General features: G+C 62.1%; 17 protein-coding genes. 6 read left to right on the forward strand and 11 right to left on the reverse strand.

Annotated elements, in window-relative coordinates:
* Positions 1-57 precede the first annotated feature (57 nt).
* The 4 genes from carB to O3300_RS13290 form a co-directional block, all read right to left on the reverse strand.
* Positions 58-3,288, reverse strand: coding sequence for a carbamoyl-phosphate synthase large subunit (carB, locus tag O3300_RS13275; protein ID WP_099664494.1), 3,231 nt, complete (start codon positions 3,286-3,288; stop codon positions 58-60).
* The gene (gene carA / locus O3300_RS13280) at positions 3,281-4,459 is read right to left on the reverse strand and encodes a glutamine-hydrolyzing carbamoyl-phosphate synthase small subunit (RefSeq protein ID WP_099664495.1); all 1,179 of its coding nucleotides are present in this window, start codon (positions 4,457-4,459) and stop codon (positions 3,281-3,283) included. Before carA ends, carB begins: the two co-directional genes overlap by 8 nt.
* 295 nt (positions 4,460-4,754) lie before the next feature.
* A complete protein-coding gene (locus O3300_RS13285; RefSeq protein ID WP_034786036.1) occupies positions 4,755-5,162 on the reverse strand; it encodes a heme-binding protein in 408 nt (135 codons plus the stop codon).
* A 60-nt stretch (positions 5,163-5,222) separates the two neighbouring features.
* On the reverse strand, positions 5,223-6,134 hold the full coding sequence (locus O3300_RS13290) for a patatin-like phospholipase family protein (RefSeq protein WP_251351223.1): 912 nt from the start codon (positions 6,132-6,134) through the stop codon (positions 5,223-5,225).
* A 238-nt stretch (positions 6,135-6,372) separates the two neighbouring features.
* Here O3300_RS13290 and O3300_RS13295 point away from each other — a divergent pair, with 238 nt between their 5' ends.
* The 3 genes from O3300_RS13295 (at position 6,373) to O3300_RS13305 (ending at position 7,896) form a co-directional block, all read left to right on the forward strand.
* On the forward strand, positions 6,373-6,816 hold the full coding sequence (locus O3300_RS13295) for a hypothetical protein (protein WP_289911560.1): 444 nt from the start codon (positions 6,373-6,375) through the stop codon (positions 6,814-6,816).
* A gap of 133 nt (positions 6,817-6,949) precedes the next feature.
* Positions 6,950-7,612, forward strand: a complete 663-nt coding sequence (locus O3300_RS13300; protein ID WP_305053202.1) for a hypothetical protein — start codon at positions 6,950-6,952, stop codon at positions 7,610-7,612.
* Between the two features lie 14 nt (positions 7,613-7,626).
* Positions 7,627-7,896: a barstar family protein gene (locus O3300_RS13305; RefSeq protein WP_305053203.1), complete on the forward strand. Its 270-nt coding sequence runs from the start codon at positions 7,627-7,629 to the stop codon at positions 7,894-7,896.
* A 15-nt stretch (positions 7,897-7,911) separates the two neighbouring features.
* Here O3300_RS13305 and O3300_RS13310 read toward each other — a convergent pair whose 3' ends face one another.
* Positions 7,912-8,658 (reverse strand): hypothetical protein, encoded by a 747-nt coding sequence (locus O3300_RS13310; protein ID WP_305053204.1) that lies wholly within the window; start codon positions 8,656-8,658, stop codon positions 7,912-7,914.
* Between O3300_RS13310 and O3300_RS13315 the strand changes: the two genes are divergently transcribed.
* Positions 8,638-8,958, forward strand: coding sequence for a hypothetical protein (locus O3300_RS13315; protein ID WP_305053205.1), 321 nt, complete (start codon positions 8,638-8,640; stop codon positions 8,956-8,958). The two genes, O3300_RS13310 and O3300_RS13315, sit on opposite strands and share 21 nt — an antisense overlap.
* A gap of 323 nt (positions 8,959-9,281) precedes the next feature.
* On the opposite strand, the gene O3300_RS13320 is transcribed toward O3300_RS13315, so the two are convergent.
* The 4 genes from O3300_RS13320 to tssF all read right to left on the reverse strand — a co-directional run bounded on the left by O3300_RS13320 (position 9,282) and on the right by tssF (position 17,199).
* The gene (locus tag O3300_RS13320; protein ID WP_305053206.1) at positions 9,282-11,504 is read right to left on the reverse strand and encodes a DUF3274 domain-containing protein; all 2,223 of its coding nucleotides are present in this window, start codon (positions 11,502-11,504) and stop codon (positions 9,282-9,284) included.
* A gap of 40 nt (positions 11,505-11,544) precedes the next feature.
* Positions 11,545-14,298 carry a type VI secretion system Vgr family protein gene (locus tag O3300_RS13325; protein ID WP_305053207.1) on the reverse strand — a complete coding sequence of 918 codons (2,754 nt, stop codon included), beginning with the start codon at positions 14,296-14,298 and terminating at the stop codon, positions 11,545-11,547.
* Between the two features lie 79 nt (positions 14,299-14,377).
* A complete protein-coding gene (gene tssG, locus O3300_RS13330; RefSeq protein WP_305053208.1) occupies positions 14,378-15,403 on the reverse strand; it encodes a type VI secretion system baseplate subunit TssG in 1,026 nt (341 codons plus the stop codon).
* Complete coding sequence (gene tssF / locus O3300_RS13335) at positions 15,367-17,199, reverse strand: type VI secretion system baseplate subunit TssF (RefSeq protein ID WP_305053209.1); 1,833 nt, start codon at positions 17,197-17,199, stop codon at positions 15,367-15,369. The genes tssG and tssF overlap by 37 nt, the downstream gene beginning before the upstream one ends.
* A gap of 492 nt (positions 17,200-17,691) precedes the next feature.
* Here tssF and leuA point away from each other — a divergent pair, with 492 nt between their 5' ends.
* Both leuA and O3300_RS13345 read left to right on the forward strand, forming a co-directional pair.
* Positions 17,692-19,398, forward strand: a complete 1,707-nt coding sequence (leuA, locus tag O3300_RS13340; protein ID WP_099664506.1) for a 2-isopropylmalate synthase — start codon at positions 17,692-17,694, stop codon at positions 19,396-19,398.
* 167 nt (positions 19,399-19,565) lie between these two features.
* Positions 19,566-21,167 carry a methyl-accepting chemotaxis protein gene (locus O3300_RS13345; RefSeq protein ID WP_305053210.1) on the forward strand — a complete coding sequence of 534 codons (1,602 nt, stop codon included), beginning with the start codon at positions 19,566-19,568 and terminating at the stop codon, positions 21,165-21,167.
* Between the two features lie 5 nt (positions 21,168-21,172).
* On the opposite strand, the gene egtB is transcribed toward O3300_RS13345, so the two are convergent.
* Positions 21,173-22,414 carry an ergothioneine biosynthesis protein EgtB gene (egtB, locus tag O3300_RS13350; protein ID WP_305053211.1) on the reverse strand — a complete coding sequence of 414 codons (1,242 nt, stop codon included), beginning with the start codon at positions 22,412-22,414 and terminating at the stop codon, positions 21,173-21,175.
* Between the two features lie 9 nt (positions 22,415-22,423).
* Positions 22,424-23,416: an L-histidine N(alpha)-methyltransferase gene (gene egtD / locus O3300_RS13355; protein ID WP_305053212.1), complete on the reverse strand. Its 993-nt coding sequence runs from the start codon at positions 23,414-23,416 to the stop codon at positions 22,424-22,426.
* Between the last annotated feature and the right edge of the window lie 184 nt (positions 23,417-23,600).

Consider the following 23,600-nt stretch of genomic DNA (forward strand, 5'->3'; position numbering starts at 1 on the left):
ACTCTGTGGTTGATAAGCATGCAGTGTACCGCCTAACGGCGGCCACTGCAAACGCACTTAGTTCAAGGTCTTGTGCAGACCTTGCAAATCGTACACACGCAGCTCATCCAGGTGGCGGATGCCTTCGACGGCCGCTTCCGCGCCGGCGATGGTGGTGTAGGTCGTCACGCGCGACGCCAGGGCCGACGTGCGGATGGCCCGCGAATCGACGATGGCGCTGCGTTTTTCTTCCACGGTGTTGATCACCAGCACGATTTCATGGTTCTTGATCATGTCGACCACGTGCGGACGGCCTTCGATCACCTTGTTCACTGGCGTGACGGCGATGCCGGCAGCAGCGATCACGGCGGCGGTACCCTTGGTGGCGACCACGGTGAAGCCGGACTCGACCAGGTCACGCGCCACTTGCACGGCGCGCGGCTTGTCCGACGCTTTCACGCTGATGAAGACCTTGCCCGATTTTGGCAGGTTCACGCCGGCACCCAGTTGCGATTTCACAAACGCTTCGCCGAACGTCAGGCCCACGCCCATGACTTCGCCCGTCGATTTCATTTCAGGGCCCAGGATGGTGTCCACGCCAGGGAACTTGACGAACGGGAACACGGCTTCCTTGACGCTGAAGTATGGCGGCACGACTTCCTGCGTGATGCCTTGCGACGCCAGCGACTGGCCAACCATGCAGCGCGCGGCGATCTTCGCCAGTTGCAAGCCGGTGGCTTTCGAGACGAAAGGCACGGTGCGCGAGGCGCGTGGATTGACTTCCAGCACGAAGACGACGTCTTTCAGCTGGCCATCGATCTCTTGTTTCTGGATCGCGAACTGCACGTTCATCAGGCCGACCACGTTCAAGCCCTTGGCCATCAGCGCCGTCTGGCGTTTCAGTTCTTCAATGGTTTCCGGTGCCAACGAGTATGGTGGCAGCGAGCAAGCCGAGTCGCCCGAGTGGACGCCAGCCTGTTCGATGTGTTCCATCACGCCGCCGATGAACGTCGTTTCGCCGTCGGAGATGCAATCGACGTCGCACTCGATGGCGTCGTTCAGGAAGCGGTCCAGCAGTACCGGCGAATCGTGCGACACCTTGACGGCTTCGCGCATGTAGCGCTCGAGGTCGCGTTGCTCGTGGACGATTTCCATGGCGCGGCCGCCCAGCACGTACGATGGACGCACGACCAGCGGGTAACCGATTTCCTGCGCCAGCGCCAAAGCGTCGGCTTCCGTGCGCGCGGTGCGGTTAGGCGGCTGGCGCAGTTCCAGCTTGTGCAGCATTTGCTGGAAACGCTCGCGGTCTTCGGCCGCATCGATCATGTCGGGCGAGGTGCCGATGATGGGTACGCCATTCGCTTCCAGGTCCAGCGCCAGCTTCAAAGGCGTCTGGCCGCCGTACTGCACGATCACGCCCACCGGTTTTTCGATGGCGACGATTTCCAGCACGTCTTCCAGCGTCAGCGATTCGAAATACAGACGGTCCGAGGTATCGTAGTCGGTCGAAACCGTTTCTGGGTTGCAATTGACCATGATGGTTTCGTAGCCGTCTTCGCGCATGGCGAGGGCCGCGTGGACGCAGCAATAGTCAAACTCGATACCCTGGCCGATACGGTTCGGGCCACCGCCCAGCACCATGATCTTTTTCTTGTCGGTCGGATTCGATTCGCACTCTTCGTCGTACGTGGAGTACATGTACGCCGTGTCGGTCGAGAACTCGGCCGCGCACGTGTCGACGCGCTTGTAGACGGGACGGATGTTCAGCGCATGGCGCTGCTGGCGCACGGCCGTGTCGGTCGTCTGCAGCAGGAAGCCCAGGCGGCGGTCCGAGAAGCCCTTCTGTTTCAACTTGTACAGGGTGTTCTTGTCCAGGTTTTCCAGCTTTTGCGTGTCCAGCCACAGTTCCAGGTCGACGATTTCCTTGATCTGGATCAAGAACCATGGGTCGATCTTGGTCAGGTTGTGCACTTCTTCCAAAGTGAAACCCTGGGCAAACGCATCGCCCACGTACCAGATGCGCTCAGGACCAGGCTCGCCCAGTTCTTCTTCGATCTTTTCGCGGTCCTTGGTCTTTTCATTCATGCCGTCCACGCCCACTTCCAGGCCGCGCAAGGCTTTCTGGAACGATTCCTGGAAGGTACGGCCGATGGCCATCACTTCGCCGACGGATTTCATCTGCGTCGTCAGGTGGTGGTCGGCGGTCGGGAATTTCTCGAACGTGAAACGGGGAATCTTCGTGACGACGTAATCGATCGACGGTTCGAACGATGCCGGCGTGGCGCCGCCCGTGATTTCATTGCGCAGCTCGTCCAGGGTGAAACCGACGGCCAGCTTGGCGGCGATCTTGGCGATCGGGAAACCCGTCGCTTTCGATGCCAGGGCCGACGAACGCGATACGCGCGGGTTCATCTCGATGACGATCATGCGGCCATCGACGGGGTTGATCGAGAATTGCACGTTCGAGCCACCCGTGTCAACGCCGATCTCGCGCAGCACTGCCAGACTGGCATTGCGCATGATCTGGTATTCCTTGTCCGTCAGGGTTTGCGCAGGCGCAACCGTGATGGAGTCGCCCGTGTGCACGCCCATCGGGTCGAGGTTTTCGATCGAGCAAATGATGATGCAGTTGTCCGCCTTGTCGCGCACCACTTCCATCTCGTACTCTTTCCAGCCCAGCAACGATTCTTCGATCAGCAACTCTTTCGTCGGCGAGGCTTCCAGGCCGCGCTTGCAGATGGTTTCGAATTCTTCTTCGTTGTAGGCGATGCCGCCGCCGGAGCCGCCCATGGTGAACGATGGACGGATGATGGTCGGGAAGCCCAGGGTGCGCTGCACGGCCCACGATTCTTCCATCGAGTGCGCCACGCCGGAGCGTGCCGAACCGAGGCCGATCTTGGTCATCGCGTCCTTGAACTTGGAACGGTCTTCGGCCTTGTCGATGGCTTCCGGCGACGCGCCGATCAGCTCGACGTTGTATTTTGCCAGCACGCCATTGTTGAACAGGTCCAGCGCGCAGTTCAGCGCCGTCTGGCCGCCCATCGTCGGCAGGATGGCGTCAGGACGCTCCTTGGCGATGATGCGTTCAACGACCGACCAGGTGATCGGTTCGATATAGGTCACGTCGGCCATTTCCGGATCCGTCATGATGGTCGCAGGATTGCTGTTGACCAGGATGACTTTGTAGCCCTCTTCGCGCAGGGCCTTGCACGCTTGCGCGCCGGAATAATCGAATTCGCAGGCCTGGCCGATCACGATCGGGCCAGCGCCAATAATCAGAATACTTTTGATATCTAAACGTTTAGGCATTTTTCTTTTTCTCCTCCGCAGCCATCAAGTTGATGAAGCGGTCAAACAGGTAAGCAACATCCATCGGGCCCGGCGACGCTTCAGGGTGGCCCTGGAAGCAGAAGGCCGGCTTGTCCGTGCGGGCAAAGCCCTGCAGGGAGCCGTCGAACAGCGATTCATGGGTCACGCGGCAGTTCGCGGGCAAGGTTGCCGCGTCGACTGCGAAACCGTGGTTTTGCGAGGTAATCAAGACCTGTTTCGTTTCCAGGTCTTGCACCGGGTGGTTGGCGCCGTGGTGGCCGAACTTCATCTTCAGGGTTTTCGCACCGGAAGCCAAAGCCATGATCTGGTGGCCGAGGCAGATGCCGAAGGTCGGGATGCCCTTCTCAATCAATTCCTTGGTCGCCGCAATCGCGTAGTCGCACGGTTCCGGATCGCCGGGGCCGTTCGACAGGAAGATGCCGTCCGGATTGAGCGCCAGGGCGTCGGCAGCCGTCGCTTGCGCAGGCAATACGGTGACCTTGCAGCCGCGCGCCGTCAGCATGCGCAGGATATTGCGCTTGACGCCGTAGTCGAAGGCGACCACGTGGTATTTCGCATCCGCGTCGGCCAGCTGGCCGTAGCCTTCGCCCAGCGTCCATTCCGTTTCGCGGTACTCGTAGGCATCCTTACTGGACACGACCTTGGCCAGGTCCATGCCGGCCAGGCCGGGGAAGGAACGGGCCAGTTCCAGCGCTTGCGCGGCGGATGGCTCGTTGCCTTGCGTACCGACGAGGATGGCGCCGCCCTGCGCACCTTTTTCACGCAGGATGCGCGTGAGCTTGCGAGTATCGATGCCGGCGATGGCGACGATATTTTCAGCTTTCAGGTAATCGGACAGGGAGAGGGTGGAACGGAAACTGGATGCCAGCAATGGCAGATCGCGGATGATGAGGCCAGCGGCGTGAACCTTGGAAGATTCGACGTCTTCCGGATTGACGCCCGTATTGCCGATATGCGGATAGGTCAGGGTGACCATCTGGCGGCAATAGCTTGGGTCGGTAAGGATTTCCTGATACCCGGTCATCGAGGTGTTGAAAACAACCTCGCCCGTGGTATGACCGGCGGCACCGATCGAAAAACCTTTAAAGATCGTTCCATCAGCAAGCGCTAATATGGCTGGAACGGCAGGGCCAGAAAAAAATGGCGGCAAGGGCAACTCCTGATAAAGTTACCGTAGCTGCGCCACGTCAGACCGACCGCCTAGATACCCGAGCCAGATGCACTCAGGGTGTTTCAACGGTCATTTTGAATGAGGGGATGGGTAGTCGCTACGGTATATGTGTGATTGGCTAAACCTTTGAATTATAACCAAAAGGAAGCTTTTCCACAAGGAAGAAAACTCGGAATCGGCGGCATTTTTTTGCGCAGCAGCATAAATCCCCCGCCCCATGAAAAAAGCCGCCCGGCTTGCGCGGGGCGGCTCATTCTGCAATTGCGGCTACTACTTAGGCCGTCAGGGCCGCAATGCCCGCTTTCGCGATTTGCGCGTCCTCGGCGGACTTGACGCCCGAAACGCCGACGGCGCCCACGTAGTGGCCGTCGAACACGATGGGCACGCCGCCTTCCAGCAAGCCGTCGATTTCCGGCGCGCTCAGGAACGAAACGCGACCGCCGTTGATCATCTCTTCATAGATGCGCGATTCGCGGCGGCCCAGCGCGGCCGTCTTGGCTTTCGATGGGGCGATGTGCGACGAGATCGGCGCCACGCCATCCATGCGCTGCAGCCACAGCAGGTGGCCGCCGTCGTCGACGATGGCGATCGTGACCGCCCAATTATTCTTGACCGCTTCCGCTTCGGCGGCGGCAGCGATTTTCTTTACGTCGTCCAGGGTCAAAATCGGTTTCGATTGCATGGTGCATCCTTGTTATGTTGAATCAAAATTGTATACGAAATGCGGGGCCAGAATAACGACTTACTGCTCGCGCTTGGCTTTCAGCTTTTGCTTGAGCTGCGCCATCACGGCAAACGTCGCCTGCTCGCCCGCCAGGATCGCCTGGTTGCGGCTGTTGAAATCGTTGCCCTTCATGGTGCCCAGGCTGGGCTGGATCACCACGTCCGCATCCTTGAGCTCGAACTGGTTGATGCGCTGGCCCATGATGGCGAAGGTCTGCATCAGCACTTCCATCGAGCTGATGGCCTTTTGCGTATCCGTTTGCGACGAAATATTCACGGCGATGATGAAATCGGCGCCCATGTCGCGTGCGAAGCGCACGGGCACGGGAGCGACGAGGCCGCCATCGACATAGGTGTGACCGGCAATCGTCACGGGCTGGAACACGCCCGGCACGGCCGACGAGGCGCGCACGGCCATGCCGGTGTTACCGCGCTGGAACAGGATCGGCTGGCCATTTTTCAGGTCGGTCGCCACCACGCCAAACGGAATTTTCAGTTTTTCCAGCGGCACGCCGCCCACGGCCTTGTTGACATAGCTTTGCAGCGCTTCGCCTTTCAGCACGCCGGACGACTTGCCGAACAGGGGCAAGGCCCAGTCGGAAATGGCTGCCTCGTCCATGTCGAACGCCATCTTTTGCAGGGCGAAGCCGGAGTTGCCCGCCGCATACATGGCGCCCACCACGCTGCCGGCGCTGGTGCCCGTGACGATGTCAGCGTTGATGCCCTGCGATTCGAGCGCCTTGATCACGCCGATGTGCGCGAAACCGCGCGCCGCGCCGCCGCCCAGGGCCAGGCCGATCTTGATCTTGCGCGGCGTGACGACGATGGGCTCGGGTGGCGTCAATACCTGGACGGGTTTCGGGGCGGTGGTTTCGCAGCCGGCCAGCGCAAAGGCGGCCAGGGCAAGCAGGGTCAGGCGTTTAGGGAACATGGTGGAGAATGAGAACCGCGCGCGGCAGTGGCAACAAAGGAGAGCCGATTGTAGCGCAAGCGGGGCCGCCCGCACTGAAGGCCGCCTTAAATGTTAATAAATAACAAGATTCCGAATCGTGCGCGCCACTGCGGCTGCTAGACTGGCGCCTGGCTTACCGCATCATTAATGTTGTTTTTAATATAATCAATTGCGCGCACCAGCCTGGCGCCGCAAGCCAACCTATATTGATCGGCTTATGAAAACAGACCTGTTACGCCTCATCGCCCATCCATGCCTGCTCGCTGCCGCCCTGCTGGGTGCGGCCGGCGCCAACGCCGTCGCGGCGACACAGGGCGCCAATAACATCGCGGAGAAAATGGCGGGCTTTACCTGTACGGGGAACTTGCAGATGCCCATGGATCCGGGGGAGCACACGATAGCGCTCAGCTTTGACGCCCCCGACCAGCACGGGGCGCAAGGCACCCTCATGGTTGACGAGCGCGGCAAGGCGAGCAACTTCTACGACTGCCGGCAAAGCGGCGACAACCTGGCGTGCACATATGACGCGGGACCGGCCAGCGGCCCGCTGACCATGCGCTTTAGCGGCAAATTGAAGGAAGTAAAGGGCGAGATCAATTCCCCGTTTGAAAACAGCGCCACCATGCACTTTTCCGCGCGCTGCCAAAAATCGGCGCAGTAGCCGCCAACCCTCCGGCGTCGCAGCGTCCGATGTATTGCTCAACCCTGCTTGCTCAACCCTGCTTGCTCAACCCTGCCCCTGGCCTGGCAGGCAGTCAACCTATAAACTCTTCTCACTCGCCGAATCACAGAACATGTCCGACGAATATCAATTTTCCGACAGCCGCGCCTTGAGCGACCCGTTTACCCAACAGCTATCGCAGCAGCCGCCCGACGGCGCCCTCGCCTGGCTGACCGCCATCCTCGTCACGCAGGCGCCCGCGCTGCGCTCGTCGAACGCCACCTTGCTGGCCTACACGGGCAATCCGGACGCCCTCGCCTGGATCGACGCCAATGTGGGCTCGCCCGTGGCGGGACAATGGGGCGTGGCGGCGGCGCTGCTGGACACGCCGTGGCCACGCATCCTGGACTGGCTGCAGCGCGGCGGCCCGCACCGGCTGATGGCGCTCGACACCTTGCTCGCCTACCGCAAGCCGGCCGTCAACATGTCGCCGCTGGAACAGATCGCCGCCCCCGTGCTGCCGCAGGCACCTACGCGCGCCGAACTCGACGCCGCGCTGGCCGCCTGCCTGGCCGCCTCCGCGACGCCGCGCATCCAGGCGGCCGTCAACTCGATCCAGCAGCATGCGGACGACATCCTGCGCGGCGGCCCGCGCGGCGTGGCCGTGGCCGACTTGCCACGCCTGTATCTTGACCCGGCGCCATTCCAGGATGCGCCCGCTATCCTGGAACGGCACGAAACGGTGGTCGCCGGCATGCGTGCAAACCTGCAGAACTTGCTCAAGGGAATAGTGTGAAGAGACCAACCCTTGTGTCAATCGACTTGAGCGATATCAACTCACCACGCCAGCTGCACGCGGCGCTGGCCGCCGCACTGGGTTTTCCTTCCTTCTATGGCATGAACTGGGATGCTTTCCACGATGCCATCACGGGCCTGGTGGACATGCCGCAACAGCTGGAGCTGCGCGGCTGGCCAGCCTTCGCCGCGCGCCTGCCCGACGAAGCGGCCATCCTGCAGCGCATCCTGGCGCGCATGGCGCAAGATGTGCCGGACGGGGCGGCGCAGCTACGCTATGCCTGACATGTCAGCACCTTTTTACTTCGAGTAACCCTGCTCATTGAATTGCCCCGCATCCAGCGTCGCCCAGGCATGGCGGATGCCCCACCACATCAGATAGGCATTGCCGCCGCCGCGCGCGCGGAACCACGGTTTCACGGGGTCGATGGGCCGCACCTTGGCCGGGGGCAAGATCAACACGCCCCTCGTCTGGCCCGCGTCGCTGGTGCCCGCCACCAGCACGTTCTGGCCGAAGTGATTCGCCTGCGCGATGCCCAGCGCCACGTTCGTCAAGGCCGTGGCGGCGCCCATCTCGCCCAGCAAGGCTGGCGTATTGAAGGTCTGCTGGAGAAAATCGAAGGCCGGCAATTCCATCGTCAAGGTTTGCGCCAGGTAGGCGATGCGGTCCGATGAAGCCGGATGCGCGTTGTGCGCATCGTGGATCACATAGCCGATATCGGCATCGGTCTTGCGTCCATTCGCGGCCGCCTGCGCCAGCGTCGCCTGCCACGCCTGCACTGTCGGCGGCGGCAAGCCCTTCTGCGCAGCAAAGGCGCTGACCTGCTGCGTGGCCGGGTAGCCTATCCACGCCAGCGCATCGCGCTCCGTCTTGTAATGGGGACCGGCCAGGACCAGCAACACCATGTTTTCATTGATCTGCTCATCTTTCGGAAAACTGGGCGCATCCCAGCTCATCACCCACACTGTTTCCTTCGGATGCGCCTGCAGGTAATCGAGCGCGGCGGACAGGGAAACAAATCCGGCATGCGCGCCACCGGCCGTCACACGCACGTCAGGCGGGGTGGACTTGGTCCAGGAGTTGGGGAAACTTGGGTTGCCGATGGAAAAAGTATCGATGATTTCTTCGCGCAGGGCGGCGCCGGCCAAGAGAGGATCAAAACGCTCTGCGGGCACGGCATATTCGACATGAATGCCCGCCAATTCATTCCAGCCTTTTTTATGTTTGAAGTCGTGGGCGTTATAAAAATAGGTGGAGTTGGAAAAATACACACCGTGGAAATTACCTATCATTTCAAACAAATATTTACCATGAAAATTAAAAAAAGTGCCCTTTCCATTATTTGACGAAGCTATCCCCGAAACAGATCTTACTTCGGAAAATATAGCAGGATATTGTTCTAACATATCGTCTTTTTTATTTGGCTTTACTTTCCCGAGCGTCCATAGCAGTTGCCATTCGGTTGGGTAATCCTGACGCTGCAGCGGATTTAACCATTGCACACCGACCACTTGAGCAACGAATGGCTTCTCTGCTTCGATTGCTTTTAGCATGTCGTCATTAGTAGTAGTTCCCGAATGCACAGCGCAGGAAGATAGTCCTATTGTGGCCATGAGCGCGACCATGGAGGTAAATCTGAATTTTTTAGCCATTATTAATCCCTCTAATTTTAATTACTGGCATCTTCGCGTGAATCTATAATTTTTTCCGGCATTGCTCCTCCTGTGGATTCTTTTATCCACTCCGAGGCAGTCTGCCGTTTTAATCTCCCTTTTTTTAGATACTCCTTAAATACGAGCATATCCTTGCTTCCCTCAAAATCATTAAGAAACCGCCAATCCGCCATCGTCCTCAATTCCCGCAGCTCCGTTTCCAGCAGATGACAACAGCCCACGGCCACGTCATACGCCAGCGCCTTTCTGGAGTGCTCGCTGTTGGTCAGGATGGTGGAGTGATCGGCGGCATAGGTGCCGACGTTGCCAGCCAGGCCCGCCTGGATTTTCCGGTGGCGCCAAGCGGTGTATTCGGCGCTTGCCGTTTCGGGATGGTCTTCTTCGGTGACATGTTTGTCTTTCTGGACCTTGCCTTCGCGCTTGGCCATCATGCGCAGGGAGGCGTGGTATTCGTATTGCAGGGCGGCTTCGCTGCCTTCATCGCCGCGCGCCGCGTCCGTGCGCTGTTTTTCGCCATGCAGGCCGCCGCGCGGTATCGGCAACTCGCGCTCGCCATGGAAAGGGTCGCCCTGCGGATGGGCGGCATCCTTGTTGCGTTCCCAGCCGTGAGGATGCAGGCCCATGTCAAAGCTGGGGCAGATCGCGCCAAACAACTTTGCCTGCGGGAAGAACTTTTCCGGCAAGTCGGGCGCTTCCAGCGGGATTTTCCAGTACTTGTCGGGCGAGGCATTGATACGCTTGCGCATCAAGGTGGTGGCCACGATGGCGATGGGCGCAAACGCCACGGTGAGTATCTGGAACAGCCAGTTTTCTTGCGCCTCCAGCCCCTTTTCCACGCTATACGTGGAAATCATGGACGGCGGGTTCCAGAAATGGTCGCTGCCGAAATCAATGGCAGGACGATGATCGCCCCAGTAGTCGTACGCGCCCTTTACGCCGACGGGAAAACCCTCGGCAAACACGCGCTGGGTAAATATTCCCTCGCCACCTGCCCTGGCGATTTCGCCAGGGTCGACCTTGCCCTGGCGGTCTCTCCTGGGCAGGCCGTCCTTGTTCAGCACCGGGCCGGCCAAGCCGCGCCAGCCGATGCCTTGCACCGTCAAGGACGAAATCACCTGGTCGTGCGGATTGCAATACAGGGTCACGCGGCCCACGGTCGCGCCCCGCACGCCATAGGCATCGATATCCTGCTGCGCCTTGAACGGGTGGTGCGCACTGCTCATGGCCTGATCGATCTTCCCGGCCGGCCATTGTGCGGCGCGCCGCTCGCCGATGAGGGCGAAAAAGGCCGCCAGCGTGTCGATGCGCGCCGCGGCCGTCTGGCGGCCCGTGCTGCCGTCCGCCGCCTTCAGGTTGGACGACGTCCAGTTCTCCGCCATGTTGTCTTCCACCACGCTGTAGGGTGGATTACACAGGACATAATTATCGGCAATGCAAGGCCATAGCCTGCCTTGGGAGTCCGCCACCTTGGGCAGGCGCTCGCCGAGGAAGGCTGCCGCCATGCTGACCATATTGCCCTGGCTATGGCACACGATGGTGATCGGCACATCGGCCTGCTTTTGCCGGATGGCCTCGATCAACCGCGCCAGGCGGTAGGCGGCCAGCACGAAATACGGCCGTGGCGGGCAAGCGTACACTTGCCGGTCATTGGTGGGATTCATGTGCTGGATCTGCATCCACAGGAATAGCTGGTCCGACAGGCCCTCGCCCCACAAGTCCGGCAGCGAAGTGCAGCCATTGGCAAAGGGCCCGCCGCCCCAATAATTCTGTTCATTCAGGAAGATGCCGTCGCCATACGTCTGCAACTCGATATCATTGGCTGCGTAACCCCAGCGAAAACGGATCACGGGCGAATAGCCGTCGCCCTCCATGAAGGTTCTGGGTTTCATCAGGGGATTGATGAAACCGTCGCGCGTCAGCTGCTTCAGATAGCGGGCCGGCGTCATGGCGATGCCTTCCTGGGCGCCCCGCCCGGCATCGTGTACGCGCCGGTGCAGGCGGACATTCAATCCCTCGCACAAACCGGCTTCCGCCTCGTCATACCACTCGCCATCAGAGTTGACGCCATGCACGAAAATCATGATCCCCGGCAAGGGCAAGCGCGTGGTAATCGGCAAGGTGTCATGGTCGAAGCGCAGCAGGCCGTCCTTTTCGCCTATCTGCAGGTATTTGCTTTCATCGAAGGGCAAAGAACCGGCCTTGGGCTTATGTACACTCATGCTTGACTCCCGTGAATGGTGGACAATGCACGATCCATGCTCAGTCGCGCGGCCTGAAAATACGCACCTTGAGTTTTTCCAGGCTGTCGCCCACGATGGCCGCGCCCTTGCCTTCGCCATCGGCATCGACCACGTGCTGCGAGCCATCCTCGCGCTCGACGACGATCTTGACGCCGCTGACGGGACTGCCGTCGAGGCCGGAAAGCACCTGGGGCATGCGGCCCAGGTCGCCTTCGTCAAAGCTCGGCAGTTCAGCCTTGCTGCTGGCCGGCCCATTCCAGTGATGGCCGTCAGTCTTGATGGTCAGCGCACCGGGGCCGCCCAGTTCCACGCTGCCGCCCGCCAGTTTCAGATAGGCGCCCCCGGCCGTCATGAATGTGATTTCATCCTGCGCCATGCCGATCAGGCGGGTATTCGCCGTCAATTGCAGGGCCTTGGCGGCGTTGAGCTGCATGTCGTCAAACTGGCTCTGCATGAGAAATTTGCCATGGTGCGCGATCTGGGCGATGCCGCCCTTGTGAGCAAACACGGAAACGCCATCGCCGGCCTGTACGCTGCAGCGCTGGCCGGCGATCACGTGCACATGCTGCTGCGCCACCGTGTCGACATTCACGCCGGCATAGCTGACGATGGTCTTGGGACTGCTCAGCGCCAGCCCCGCAGGCGCCGTCAGGCTGGCCGCAGGCGCCTCGGCACCAGCCACCGCTTCTTTCAAGGCGGCGGCGGGTGCCACGTCGACCGGCAGCGCCTGGTGCGCGCCAGCATACTCGCCCAGCGATTTGAACAAGTTCAAGCACTCCTGCATCAGGGCCACATGTTCCTCGGCCGATAGCTGGCCGCCTGCGGCGTCGAGCCGGCGCCAGGCCGACAGCAGCAATGCCTTGCCGCTGCGCACGGCGCCGCCATGATCGCTGCGCAACTCGAATCCGTCGCCGCGCTGGCGGCCCGCGCCGCCCGCGCGCGGCTCGACGAGAAATCCCAGGTTGAGCTCGGTGGCGGCGTGATCGCTGGCCAGCTGGGCGCTGATCTGCCGGGGCGTATCGTCGAAACGCAGCTGATTGCCGCCCTGGCCCCGCACTTCGCGGCTGCGCATGCCCGCCAGGTAGCGGTTGCCCGGCAGCGCGCCCCGCTTGCTGAGCGCCGGTGGCGGCGCCACCGTATTGAACAATTGCCCCAGGACAATCGGCCGGTCGGGATCGCCCGCCAGAAATCCGATCAGCACTTCCGAGCCGACGCGCGGCAATGCCAGCGTGCCGCACTGGTGCGCGCTGCCCTGTCCATCGCCAGCCCAGTTGCTGACGACGCGCAGCCAGGCCGTGTCGCGCTCCGTATCCGAAGCACCGGAACCTTGCGCGTGCGCATGATCGGCAGCACGGGTAGCGGGGAAACGCACCTTGATGCGCCCTTGTTCGTCGCAATGCACTTCTTCGCCGCCGGGTCCGACGACGATGGCGCTTTGCAGTTGCGGCTGGGGCACATCGCGCTGCGGATCGAAGGCGGGCACCAGGGCCACGCTGGAACGCACGCAGCGAAAGCGCATGCGATAACGCGGCGTTCCTGGCCCCGTCTCGCCCGCTCCCCAGGCCGCTCCTTGCCCCTGCCAGCCATTCGAGGCGAACAGGCGCGCGATGCGCGCATCCAGCGCTTGCGGCAGATTGTTGCTGGCATGCACCTCCAATGCCGTCACCAGGAAACGCCGACCCTCCGGCCGGTGCTGGTCGATTTCCGGATGTCCCGCCAGACTGAACTGCTGCCCCGCGCACAGCGTGCGCACCACGCCTTCGCCATGAAAGCACTTGGTTTCCACGTCATGGCGTGCCATCGCCAGCAAGCCCAGCCGTCGAAAATCCTCGGCGTCATTGCCCAGGTGCGGCGTCGCCACCAGATAATCGTCGAGGCTGGCGGCAAAACTATTGCCGCTGCTTCCCTGATCCGCCATCCCGCCAGCGTCCACCTGCATGAACTGGCGGTTACGCGGCGCCGCATAGTCCCAGCTGTGAAAGCCGGCACTGCCGGCTTGCAAGGTGCGCACGGCGCCCCAGGCCGTGATGGTATCGCTCTCTTCCGTGGCGTCCGCGCGGTGGTAGCGGATCACCGGCGCCGCATTCTCGGGCAGGCGGCTGGCATCGTCGAACAGCAACAGGACGTGCGAGGGCACGGCGTCGGATGCCCCGCTCAGTGCGGCGCCAGGCTGGATGACCCAGGAAATGCCGCGCCGCCGCAGCAGGCGCCGGATGAATGCGGCATCGGATTCATTGTGCTGCATGGTCAATTCACGGGCCGGGAATCGACGGTCGGCCAAGGCCTGATCGATTTTGCAGGCAAACGTGGCGCCGATGATGGTGCTGCCCAGCCGCCATTCGGCAATCAGCAATTCGACGATCTCCAGCTCCGTCTTGCCACGGAAAACACGCGTATTGCGGCGTTTCTCCATCAACGTCAGCGTATCGTGCAGCACCAGCTGGTAGGTGGCGAGGCCGCCATCGCTCAGTCCCGCGGATGCCTGCCCGACGATGCCGCACACGCTGCGCAACTGCCCTGCGTCGGTCACGATCTGCAACTCCGCCGGCACGCCGATGAACTGCTTGAGCGGCAGATGCGCATCGAGCGAAACGCAACGTATGTCGTACTCCAGGTTGCCGCAAATGGCTTCACGGCCATGCACCTGCTGCGGCAACAGCACATCATCGTTCACGCCGTCCGCATACGCCAGCCGCAGGCGCAATGGCCGGTTACTGGAGTTCAACTCCTTCGCCCCCAGCATGAATTGCATGAATTCTTCCGCGCTATCCATTCCACCTCCCTGCATGCCGACACGCATCGTCCCAAGCTCATCAGTATTCATCTATTTACCGGCGGCCAATTGCGGCGCGTCAAGCGGAACCGGGAAATCGGACGTCATAGTGCATGGCGTCGCAGTCGCTGCCTGCCGCTCCCGCCAGCAAACGCGCAGCTTGCCCGAGGCAGGCAGCACCCTGCCGAGCCGCCAGGGTGCTGCCGTGCACATCGGCAGCGCGCAGGATCAGACGGATGTCGTATTGCACGCAAGGCAGGCCAAACAGGCTCAACATGCTTTTCAAGGCCAGTGCGCCCGAATTTCCAGGAAGAAAATCGTCGAACCGTACCCGCGTCAGAGGGCCCAGGCACAGGCGCACGCGCAAATCCCTGCGCCGGCAACGGGCGCCCAGCATGGCCCCCTGCCCCAGGCTCGCATTGCTGCGATTGAGCAGGGAATGCTCATCGCTTGGGCGCACGTGCCAGGTGCTGACGAACGATTCGATGCGCAAGGGCACGTTGAAATAATCGGCCAGCACGTCCGCCATCCATGCGGCGCTGACGGGCCGCTGCCGCAGCGCCGCCGCGTAGTAAGCGAGCGCTTCCGGTGGCAATGCGCCGGTGATTGCCAGGCGCGAAGGCCAGGCGCCAGCCAGCGCCAGCTGCAATGACAGGAAGCCGGGGCGGCCGCTGGCGTCGACCTGGCACTCGATCCGGCTGCCGGCCCAGGCCTGATACAACAGCACGGGAGCGCGTTGCGACAGGGCGTCGAGAAAAGCACGCGCGCCGGCATTCCCCGTTGCCCGCTCCTGGCGCACCAGCCGCTCCGTATAGTGCAGGGGCAAGGTGCCGTTCACACCCAGCAAACCCATGAAACTGGGCCGCAGGTGCAGGCGGCCATGCTCGCTGTCATGCCATACTGCCTCTATCTCGCAGGCAGGAAAGACCAGGGCAACGCTATGATGGAAACGCAATCCATCGTGCAAGGCCGACTCCGCGCACGCTCCCTGCCGGCATAGCCAGCGTTCGAGCAGGCGTACGGTCTGGAAGAAACCGAAACGGTACGGCGCCTGTGACAGCAGCGCGACTACGCCAGCGTTTGCTGGCCATTGCGGGGCAGGCATCGCAGCAACTCCTTCCCGCTTTTGTGCGAAATCACGAACAAACGGCAATAGCTGTTCACATGCACATACATGCCCAGCACATGGTCGATCACTTGCGCAAAGACATGCAGGCCACTGCCGATATAGGCTTCTTCCTCCACTGTCAGCAAGACGTCAATGCCAAACACCAGTACGCCGCCACTGGCGTCGGGCATCCAGGTGCTGCTGGCGCGGTGCGTCAATGCCTTGATGCCCTGAATTTGCCGTTGCGACATCAGGGAAGCCGGCAAATCATGCAGCGTCAGCATTTCCTGAAACAACGCCACGCCATCGTCCAGCAAGGATTGATGATTCAATGACAGCAATGCCAGCAACCGGGCTTGCGCAGGCAAGTCGGCTTTAAAGCGGTACGCCGGACTCGGTTGACGCAACAGGCGCACCGGCAGCGCGCCAGCCGCCCCCTCGTGCCGCAGATCGCCGCCGGGCGAACCGAATGGCAATGCGCCCGGCAAATCGCGATTGCTGCACGTCAGGTCGACCGATACCGTCGCCATGCCCCCATGCGTATCGTCCTCGTCGCTGTCGACAAACGCCAGGCTGCTTTCGTAACCGGGATGGGCGAGCGCCCGCGCCTCATCGCGCCGCAGCACCCAGCAAGGGCTCTTCGCCCCGGCAGGCTGCCCATGGTGCATGGCATAAAACGGCTGGCATTGCGTGACCGTGCCGGCATTGGCCCCCTGCCGCACCAGGCGCACGGCGTCGACACTATGGATGTCATACGCATGCGCATATTTATGTTCGGCGAGCAAGGGATACTCGCTGTGCGTTTGCGTCAGCCTGATCGGTGCTGCCGCCTGCTGGAACAAGTTAATGACCGGCGTGCAGCCAAGCAGCAGATTGCTTGCCGATACAGAGCGCAGCAAACGTGCGCCAGCGCTGCCGGCAGCGATGTCCCGCAAGCCCAGGTGCAAGGTCCAGCGCTCGCATCCGGGCGGCAAGCGTGGCGTAATCAAGCCAAGGTCGATATCAAAAAACTGGAATTTCTCAGGGAAGGCAAAGTATTCGGTCAGCAGGCAATAGGCTCGATGCGAGCCCGGCTTGCGCGGCAGCAGCGCTTCATCCGGCAAGAAACCGACGGCACGCAGCGGCACTTGCGGCAGTGGCAACTGTACGCCTCCCGCCTCGACCCACGCGTGCGCGGCATGCAGAAACAGGGCATCGCGCAACGTGGCGGCGAGCGATGGCGTGCCGTCGATGAAGACGCGCACGGCAGGCAGCGTGCATTGCTCCAGCGTGCCGGTGGCCGACGTGGAGACGATCTCGATGGCGATCGCGGTCGCGATGTCGGCGGGCAAATGCATCGCCGCAGTCACATCAATGATGGGAATGAAACGCGCACCGGCAAGGCTGAGCGGTGCCAGCACCACATCATAGGCGGTGCGAAACTTGCAGACGACACCCTGATATTGGGCTGCATGCATCAAGGTTCCGCGCGGCAACGTATCGATGCCGTCACGCGCCTGGCCCGCCGCCCCACTGGCGTCCACATGGGCAATCGAACACGCTGGAAACGGCCTCAGGTAGTGTGGAAAATTCACTTCCAGCATGGACTCGGTGAAGACACGGCGTGCGTCATCGATCTTCTTGGCCGTGCGGGCATTGCACAGGGCATATGCCTCGATCAGGCGTTCAATGTGAGGGTCCTGGCAATTGCTGCCCACGATGCCCAGTGCGGCAGCGACACCAGGATAGCGCGCGGCAAATTCCTGCTGATGCGTACGCAGCATGCCCAGTTCGAGTTCATAGTATTTCAGCAAAGATTCCATGCCGGCGGCTCCAAGGCAGGACGGGCGACACACATCGCCAGACGGAAACTGCATTATTCAATAATGATAAAAAAATAAATTGCGCAAGAACAATAAGTCGACCTGCGGCGTGGCGGCAGCATCGTTCCCTGCTGAAATATGCTTGACAGCCCCGCCCAATTTCCCGTACATTAAGTGCATGTCCTCCTTCAAACATTCCTCCCCTTCCCTGCTGTCGCTATCGCGACTACTACTAGCACGCGCATAAGTTTGCCGCATTGCTTCGCCTGGCCACACGCCGGCGTGTTTCAAAAACCCTGGAAGGTTTGATGATGTTTGCACCATCCCCATTCGTACACGTAATCCCCACTGCGACCGCCCCCGCTGGCATCGTCGCTGCACTGCTATCGCTACCGATCGCTTGCCTGGCCTAGTGTTGCGTGGCCGCCCGGCAAGCTTGCGCCACAACCATTGATTTCCCCCTATCTTCAGGAGTACCCGATCATGATGTTGCAAAACCCAGCTTCCAAATACCGCGCCTTTCCTCCCGTCAAATTGACCGACCGTCAATGGCCGAACCAGATCATCAGCAAACCGCCTATCTGGATGAGCACCGACTTGCGCGACGGCAACCAGTCGCTGATCGAGCCGATGAGCGCGGAAAAGAAGCTGCGGTTCTTCGACATGCTGATCGCCATCGGCCTGAAGGAAATCGAAGTGGGTTTCCCATCGGCATCGCAGACGGATTTCGATTTCGTCCGCAAGCTCGTCGATGAAGGCCGCATCCCGGACGACGTCACCATCATCGTGCTGACCCAGTCGCGCGAAGAGCTGATCCGCCGCACGGTGGAATCCGTCGTCGGCGCCAAGCGCGCCATCGTCCACCTGTACAACTCCGTGGCGCCCGTGTTCCGCAAAGTCGTGTTCGGCATGTCGCGCGAAGAAATCACGAATATCGCCACCACCGGCACCACGCTCGTGAAACAATTGGTGGCGCAGCATCCGGAAACGGAATGGGGTTTTGAATACACGCCGGAATCGTTTTCCACCACGGAACTCGATTTCTCCAAGCATATCTGCGACGCCGTCAGCGCCATCTGGAAGCCGACGCCGGCCAACAAGATGATCATCAACCTGCCCTCGACCGTGGAATGCAGCACGCCCAACGTGTATGCGGACCAGATCGAATGGATGTCGCGCAAGCTGGCGCGCCGCGATTCCATCATCATCAGCGTGCACCCGCATAACGACCGCGGCACGGCCGTCGCATCGGCCGAGCTGGCCGTGATGGCGGGCGCCGACCGCGTGGAAGGCTGTTTGTTCGGCAATGGCGAGCGCACCGGCAACGTCGACCTCGTCACCCTGGCGATGAATCTGTACACGCAAGGCGTGCATCCGGGCCTGGATTTTTCCGACATCGATACCGTGCGCAAGTGCGTGGAAGAGTGCAACCAGTTGCCCGTCCACCCGCGCCACCCGTATGCGGGCGACCTCGTGTTCACGGCCTTCTCCGGTTCGCACCAGGATGCGATCAAGAAAGGTTTCGCCAAGCAAGAAGCCGGCGCCATCTGGGAAGTGCCGTACTTGCCGATCGACCCGGCCGACCTGGGCCGCAGCTACGACGCCGTGATCCGCGTCAACAGCCAGTCCGGCAAGGGCGGCATGGCGTACTTACTGGAACAGGAATACGGCCTGGTCTTGCCGCGCCGCCTGCAGATCGAATTCTCGCGCGCCGTGCAAGCCGTGGCCGACGCCACGGGCCGCGAAATCGCCGCGCAGGATATCCACGACATCTTCCAGCGAGAATACCTGGAACAGACGGCGCCGTACGCCTACGCTTCGCACCGCATGGTGGAAGACACGAGCAGCGACGAATCCGTGCAGATCGACATCAGCCTGTCGCACCGCCAGACGCCGCTGGCCCTGCAAGGCGGCGGCAACGGCCCCATCGATGCCTTCGTCAATGCGCTCGGTCTCGACATCAAGCTGATGGATTACCATGAGCATTCGATCGGCTCCGGCGCCAATGCGCAAGCGGCTTGCTACGTGGAATTGCGCCTCGACAACGGCCCGACCCTGTTCGGCGCCGCCATCGACAGCAATATCGTCACCGCCTCGTTCAAGGCCGTGCTGTCCGCCGTGAACCGCCGCATCGGGCAAACGGAAGCCGAAAAAACAACAGCGGCCGACGTGGCTGCCAGCGCCGCCTAAGCAATTTCGGCGCGCTCCAGAGGGAGAAAAAGCGGTACGGCTTGATCGCCGTGCCGCTTTTTCATTTCTATGGGGCAATTAGTAGTGCAAATCAGGTATCACCCGCCGTATAATTGTTTCATAACAAGACCACCGGAGACAGATCATTAGCTACCGAGGGAATCAGTATGAAATTAACGGATATGAAGATAGGCGTGCGCCTGGGTGCCGGTTTCGGCGTGGTGCTGCTGCTGATGGCAGTGCTGGTGGGCACGGGCCTGCTGCGCCTGGATAAGATCGGTGCGCTCAGCGAAGCCATCATCGAGAAAGACTGGGCCAAGGCCGACGCCATCGCCACCATCCGCAGTACCACGCGTTCGAACGCGGCCCTGGTGCTGGAACTGTTCATCCATGAAGATCCGGCCCGCGCCAACGCCATCCACGGCGAAATCGACGCCAACAAGGCCACCATCACCGATGCGCTGGTCGTGCTCGACCGCCTGATCGTGCTGCCTGAAGGCAAGGAACTGTTGGCCACCCTGAAGCAGCAGCGCAAGGCCTATGTCGTGTCGTTCAGCCAGGCCGACAAGCTGCTGGTGGCGGGACAGCGCGCGGAAGCGGCCGTGCACGTGCGCGACGATACCCTGCCCGCCCTGAACCAGTTGCAAAAGACGGTCAACCGCCTGAATGAAATCCAGCGCGGCGTGGTCGTGCATGGCGGCCAGCAAATCAAGCAGAATATTTCCGCCGCCAATGTGCTGATGGCCAGCCTGGGCACGGCCGCCCTGCTGCTGGGCGTGCTCTTTGCCTGGTGGGTCACGCGCTCGATCACCACGCCGATCGCGTATGCCTTGCGTGTGGCGCAAGCCGTGGCCGGAGGCGACCTGAGCAGTAAAATCGTGGCCGACGGCAAGGATGAAGCGGGCCAGCTGCTGCAGGCGCTGCGCGACATGAACACCAACCTGGCCACCCTCGTGGGCCAGGTGCGCGGCGGCACGGGCACGATCGCCGTGGCGTCGAGCCAGATTGCCAGCGGCAATGCCGACCTGTCGGCCCGTACGGAAGCGCAAGCGAGCGCGCTGGAAGAGACGGCCTCGTCGATGATCGAACTGACGGGTACCGTGCGCAGCAACAGCGACAATGCGCGCCAGGCCGACAGCCTGGCACGCTCGGCATCGGCCATCGCGCAGCGCGGCGGCTCGGCCATGGCGGAAGTGATCGGCACCATGGACGCCATCAATGCCTCGTCGCGCAAGATCGTCGACATCATCGCCGTCATCGACGGCATCGCCTTCCAGACGAATATCCTGGCCCTGAACGCGGCCGTCGAGGCGGCACGGGCCGGCGAACAGGGACGGGGCTTCGCCGTCGTGGCTTCCGAAGTGCGCAACCTGGCGCAGCGCTCGGCGGCGGCCGCCAAGGAAATCAAGGAACTCATTGCCGACTCCGTCAGCCGGGTCGACCAGGGCGCGCAGCTGGTCAGCCAGGCGGGCGCCACGATGGATGAAGTGGTGGCCAGCGTGGGCCGGGTCAGCGCCATCGTCGGTGAAATCAGCGTCGCCAACCACGAGCAAAGCGAAGGCATCGAGCAAATCAATGCCGCCATCATGCAGATGGATCAGACGACGCAGCAAAACGCGGCCCTCGTCGAGGAAGCGGCCGCGGCGGCGGCGGCCATGCATGAACAGGCGGGCGACCTGGAAACCCTCGTCAGCCAGTTCAAGCTGGAACAGAGCGCTGGAGGCCAGGCGCCAGGCCGCCCTGCCCCGTCCGTTCCGCGCCTGCACTAAGCCGCTTATTCCACCTGGCGCGCCAGGCGGATGCCGGAAAATTGCCAGCGCGCACCGGCCGGGAAGAAATTGCGGTAGCTGGCGCGCGCATGGCCGGCCGGCGTGGCGCACGACGAGCCGCGCAACACATATTGATTCAGCATGAACTTGCCGTTGTATTCGCCGAGCGCCCCGGGCGCCGTGCGGTAGCCCGGATATGGCGCGTAGCTGCTGCTGGTCCACTGCCAGCAGTGGCCGAACATTTGCCGCAAGCCTGCGCCCGGCGCACCGGCGGCCGGGTGCAGCTGGCCCGTTTCCACGGCGACGCCTTGCGCCGCCACTTCCCACTCCGCTTCCGTCGGCAGGCGTGCGCCGGCCCAGTGCGCATAGGCGTCCGCCTCGAACAGCGACACATGCGTGACCGGCGCCTGGAGATCGAACGGCCGCAAGCCGAACAAGGTGAATTCCTGCCAGCGGCCAGCGTCATCGCGCTGCCAGTACAGTGGACACGCCAGTTGCTGGCTGCGCACCCAGTCCCAGCCTTCAGCCAGCCACAGGTGCGCCGTGCGGTAGCCGCCCGCCTCGATGAAGGCGAGATAGTCGCCATTCGTCACTAGCGCGCTGGCCAGTTCGAAGGGCGCCACGTATTGCGGATGGCGCGGCAATTCATTGTCGAAGCAAAAACCGTCTCCCGCATGGCCGATCTGTGCCAGACCGCCGTCGAAGGCGAGCCAGGCCGTGGGCTGCGCGTGTTCTTGCGCTGGCGCAAGCCCGCTGCCCCCGCGCTCCAGGTAGGCGGGAAACAGGGCGCTCTGCGCCAGCAGGTGCTTGACATCCGTCAACAGCAACTCCTGGTGCTGCTGCTCGTGCTCGAGCCCCAGCGCCAGCAGCATGGTCAGCCGTTCGCGCTCGTCGCGCGCCAGTTCGCCCGCCAGCAGGCGCGCGATGCGCGCATCGACATTGGCCCGGTAGGCGCGCACGACATCCATACCGGGGCGCGTCAGCAAGCCCCGCTGGGCGCGCGGGTGCTTCTCGCCCACGCCGTTGTAATACGAATTGAACAGCACGCGGAAGGCCGGGTGGAAAGGCGCGAACGCCGCTTCCATGCTTTCCAGGATAAACGTTTCAAAAAACCAGGTGGTATGCGCGAGGTGCCATTTCACGGGACTGGCGTCCGGCATCGATTGCGCGCCGCAATCCTCGTCGGACAGGGGGGCGGCCAGCCGCAGAGAATGCTGGCGCACTTGATGGTAATGATCGATCAGCATCGTCGCCTTTTAGTCGCGAATCACGCGTGCGTAAATGACGGCAAACCACTGCTGCGGGTCCGTCCAGACTTGCACGGTGGAAAATCCTGCCTGCTCCAGCAAGCCGACGAAAGTGGCGCGCGTGTACTTGTAGCTGTCTTCCGTATGGATGCGCTCGCCTTTCGCGAAGCGCCGCTGGCCACCTTTCCAATGGACAACTTGTTCGCTGCGCGCTTCCAGGTGCATTTCGACGCGGCGCTCGTCGGCATTGAAAAAGCCGTGGTGCTGCCACGCGCGCACGTCGAAATCGGCGCCGATCAGCCCGTTCACGTGGCGCAGCATGTTCAGGTTGAAGGCGGCCGTGACGCCCAGCGCGTCGTCATAGGCGGCGTCGAGGATGGCGTCGCCCTTGATCAGGTCGACGCCGATCAGCAGGCCGCCATCGCCATCCGCATTCGCGCGCAGGCGGCGCAGGAAGGCGGTCGCTTGCTCTGGAGCAAAATTGCCGATCGACGAGCCAGGATAGAAGAACAGGCGCCGCGCCTCGCGCACGCTGTCGGGCAAGTCCAGGCGGCTGGAGAAATCCAGGCCCAGGCCCGTCATCTCGATGTGCGGAAAGCGCTGCTGCAGCCGGCTCACCGATTCACTGAGGAAATCGTAGGAAATATCCACGGCCACGTACTGGGCCGGGTGCAGCAGCGGGAACAGGCTGGCGGCCTTGGCGCAATTGCCCGCGCCCAGGTCGATGAGGGTGCTGCCCGGCCCCACGGCATGCGCGATCTCGGCGCCGTGGCGGGCAAAGATGGCCGCCTCCGTGCGCGTCGGATAGTACTCGGGCAAGGCGCAGATGGCTTCGAACAGTTTCGAACCGAGCGCATCGTACAGGTACTTGGGCGAGGTCCAGGCCTGGCGCGCCAGCAGGCCGCTGCTGATCTCGGCTATCGTGGCAGGAGTGGCGCTGGCCGCCGCGGCGTGGCTGGCGGGGCGGAAATCGGACTGCTGTTGCGCAAGTGGCATGGTCATGGGCTGGCGTCGTCAATGTTAGGTTCACTAGTTTCACGAAAGGCTTGCACGGTCGGCCACCGGGCGCGCCGCCCCTGCCGTAGTGCTTGGCGGGCGCCTTGCCGATGACTTTTTTCCATCATAACGGAATCCGCGCAAGCCAGCCGTGCGGCAGGTAACTTAGGGTCCATATCGGCGGCGTGCA

Source organism: Janthinobacterium sp. SUN206 (assembly GCF_030587305.1).
In the GTDB taxonomy this organism is placed as follows: Bacteria; Pseudomonadota; Gammaproteobacteria; order Burkholderiales; family Burkholderiaceae_D; genus Janthinobacterium; species Janthinobacterium kumbetense.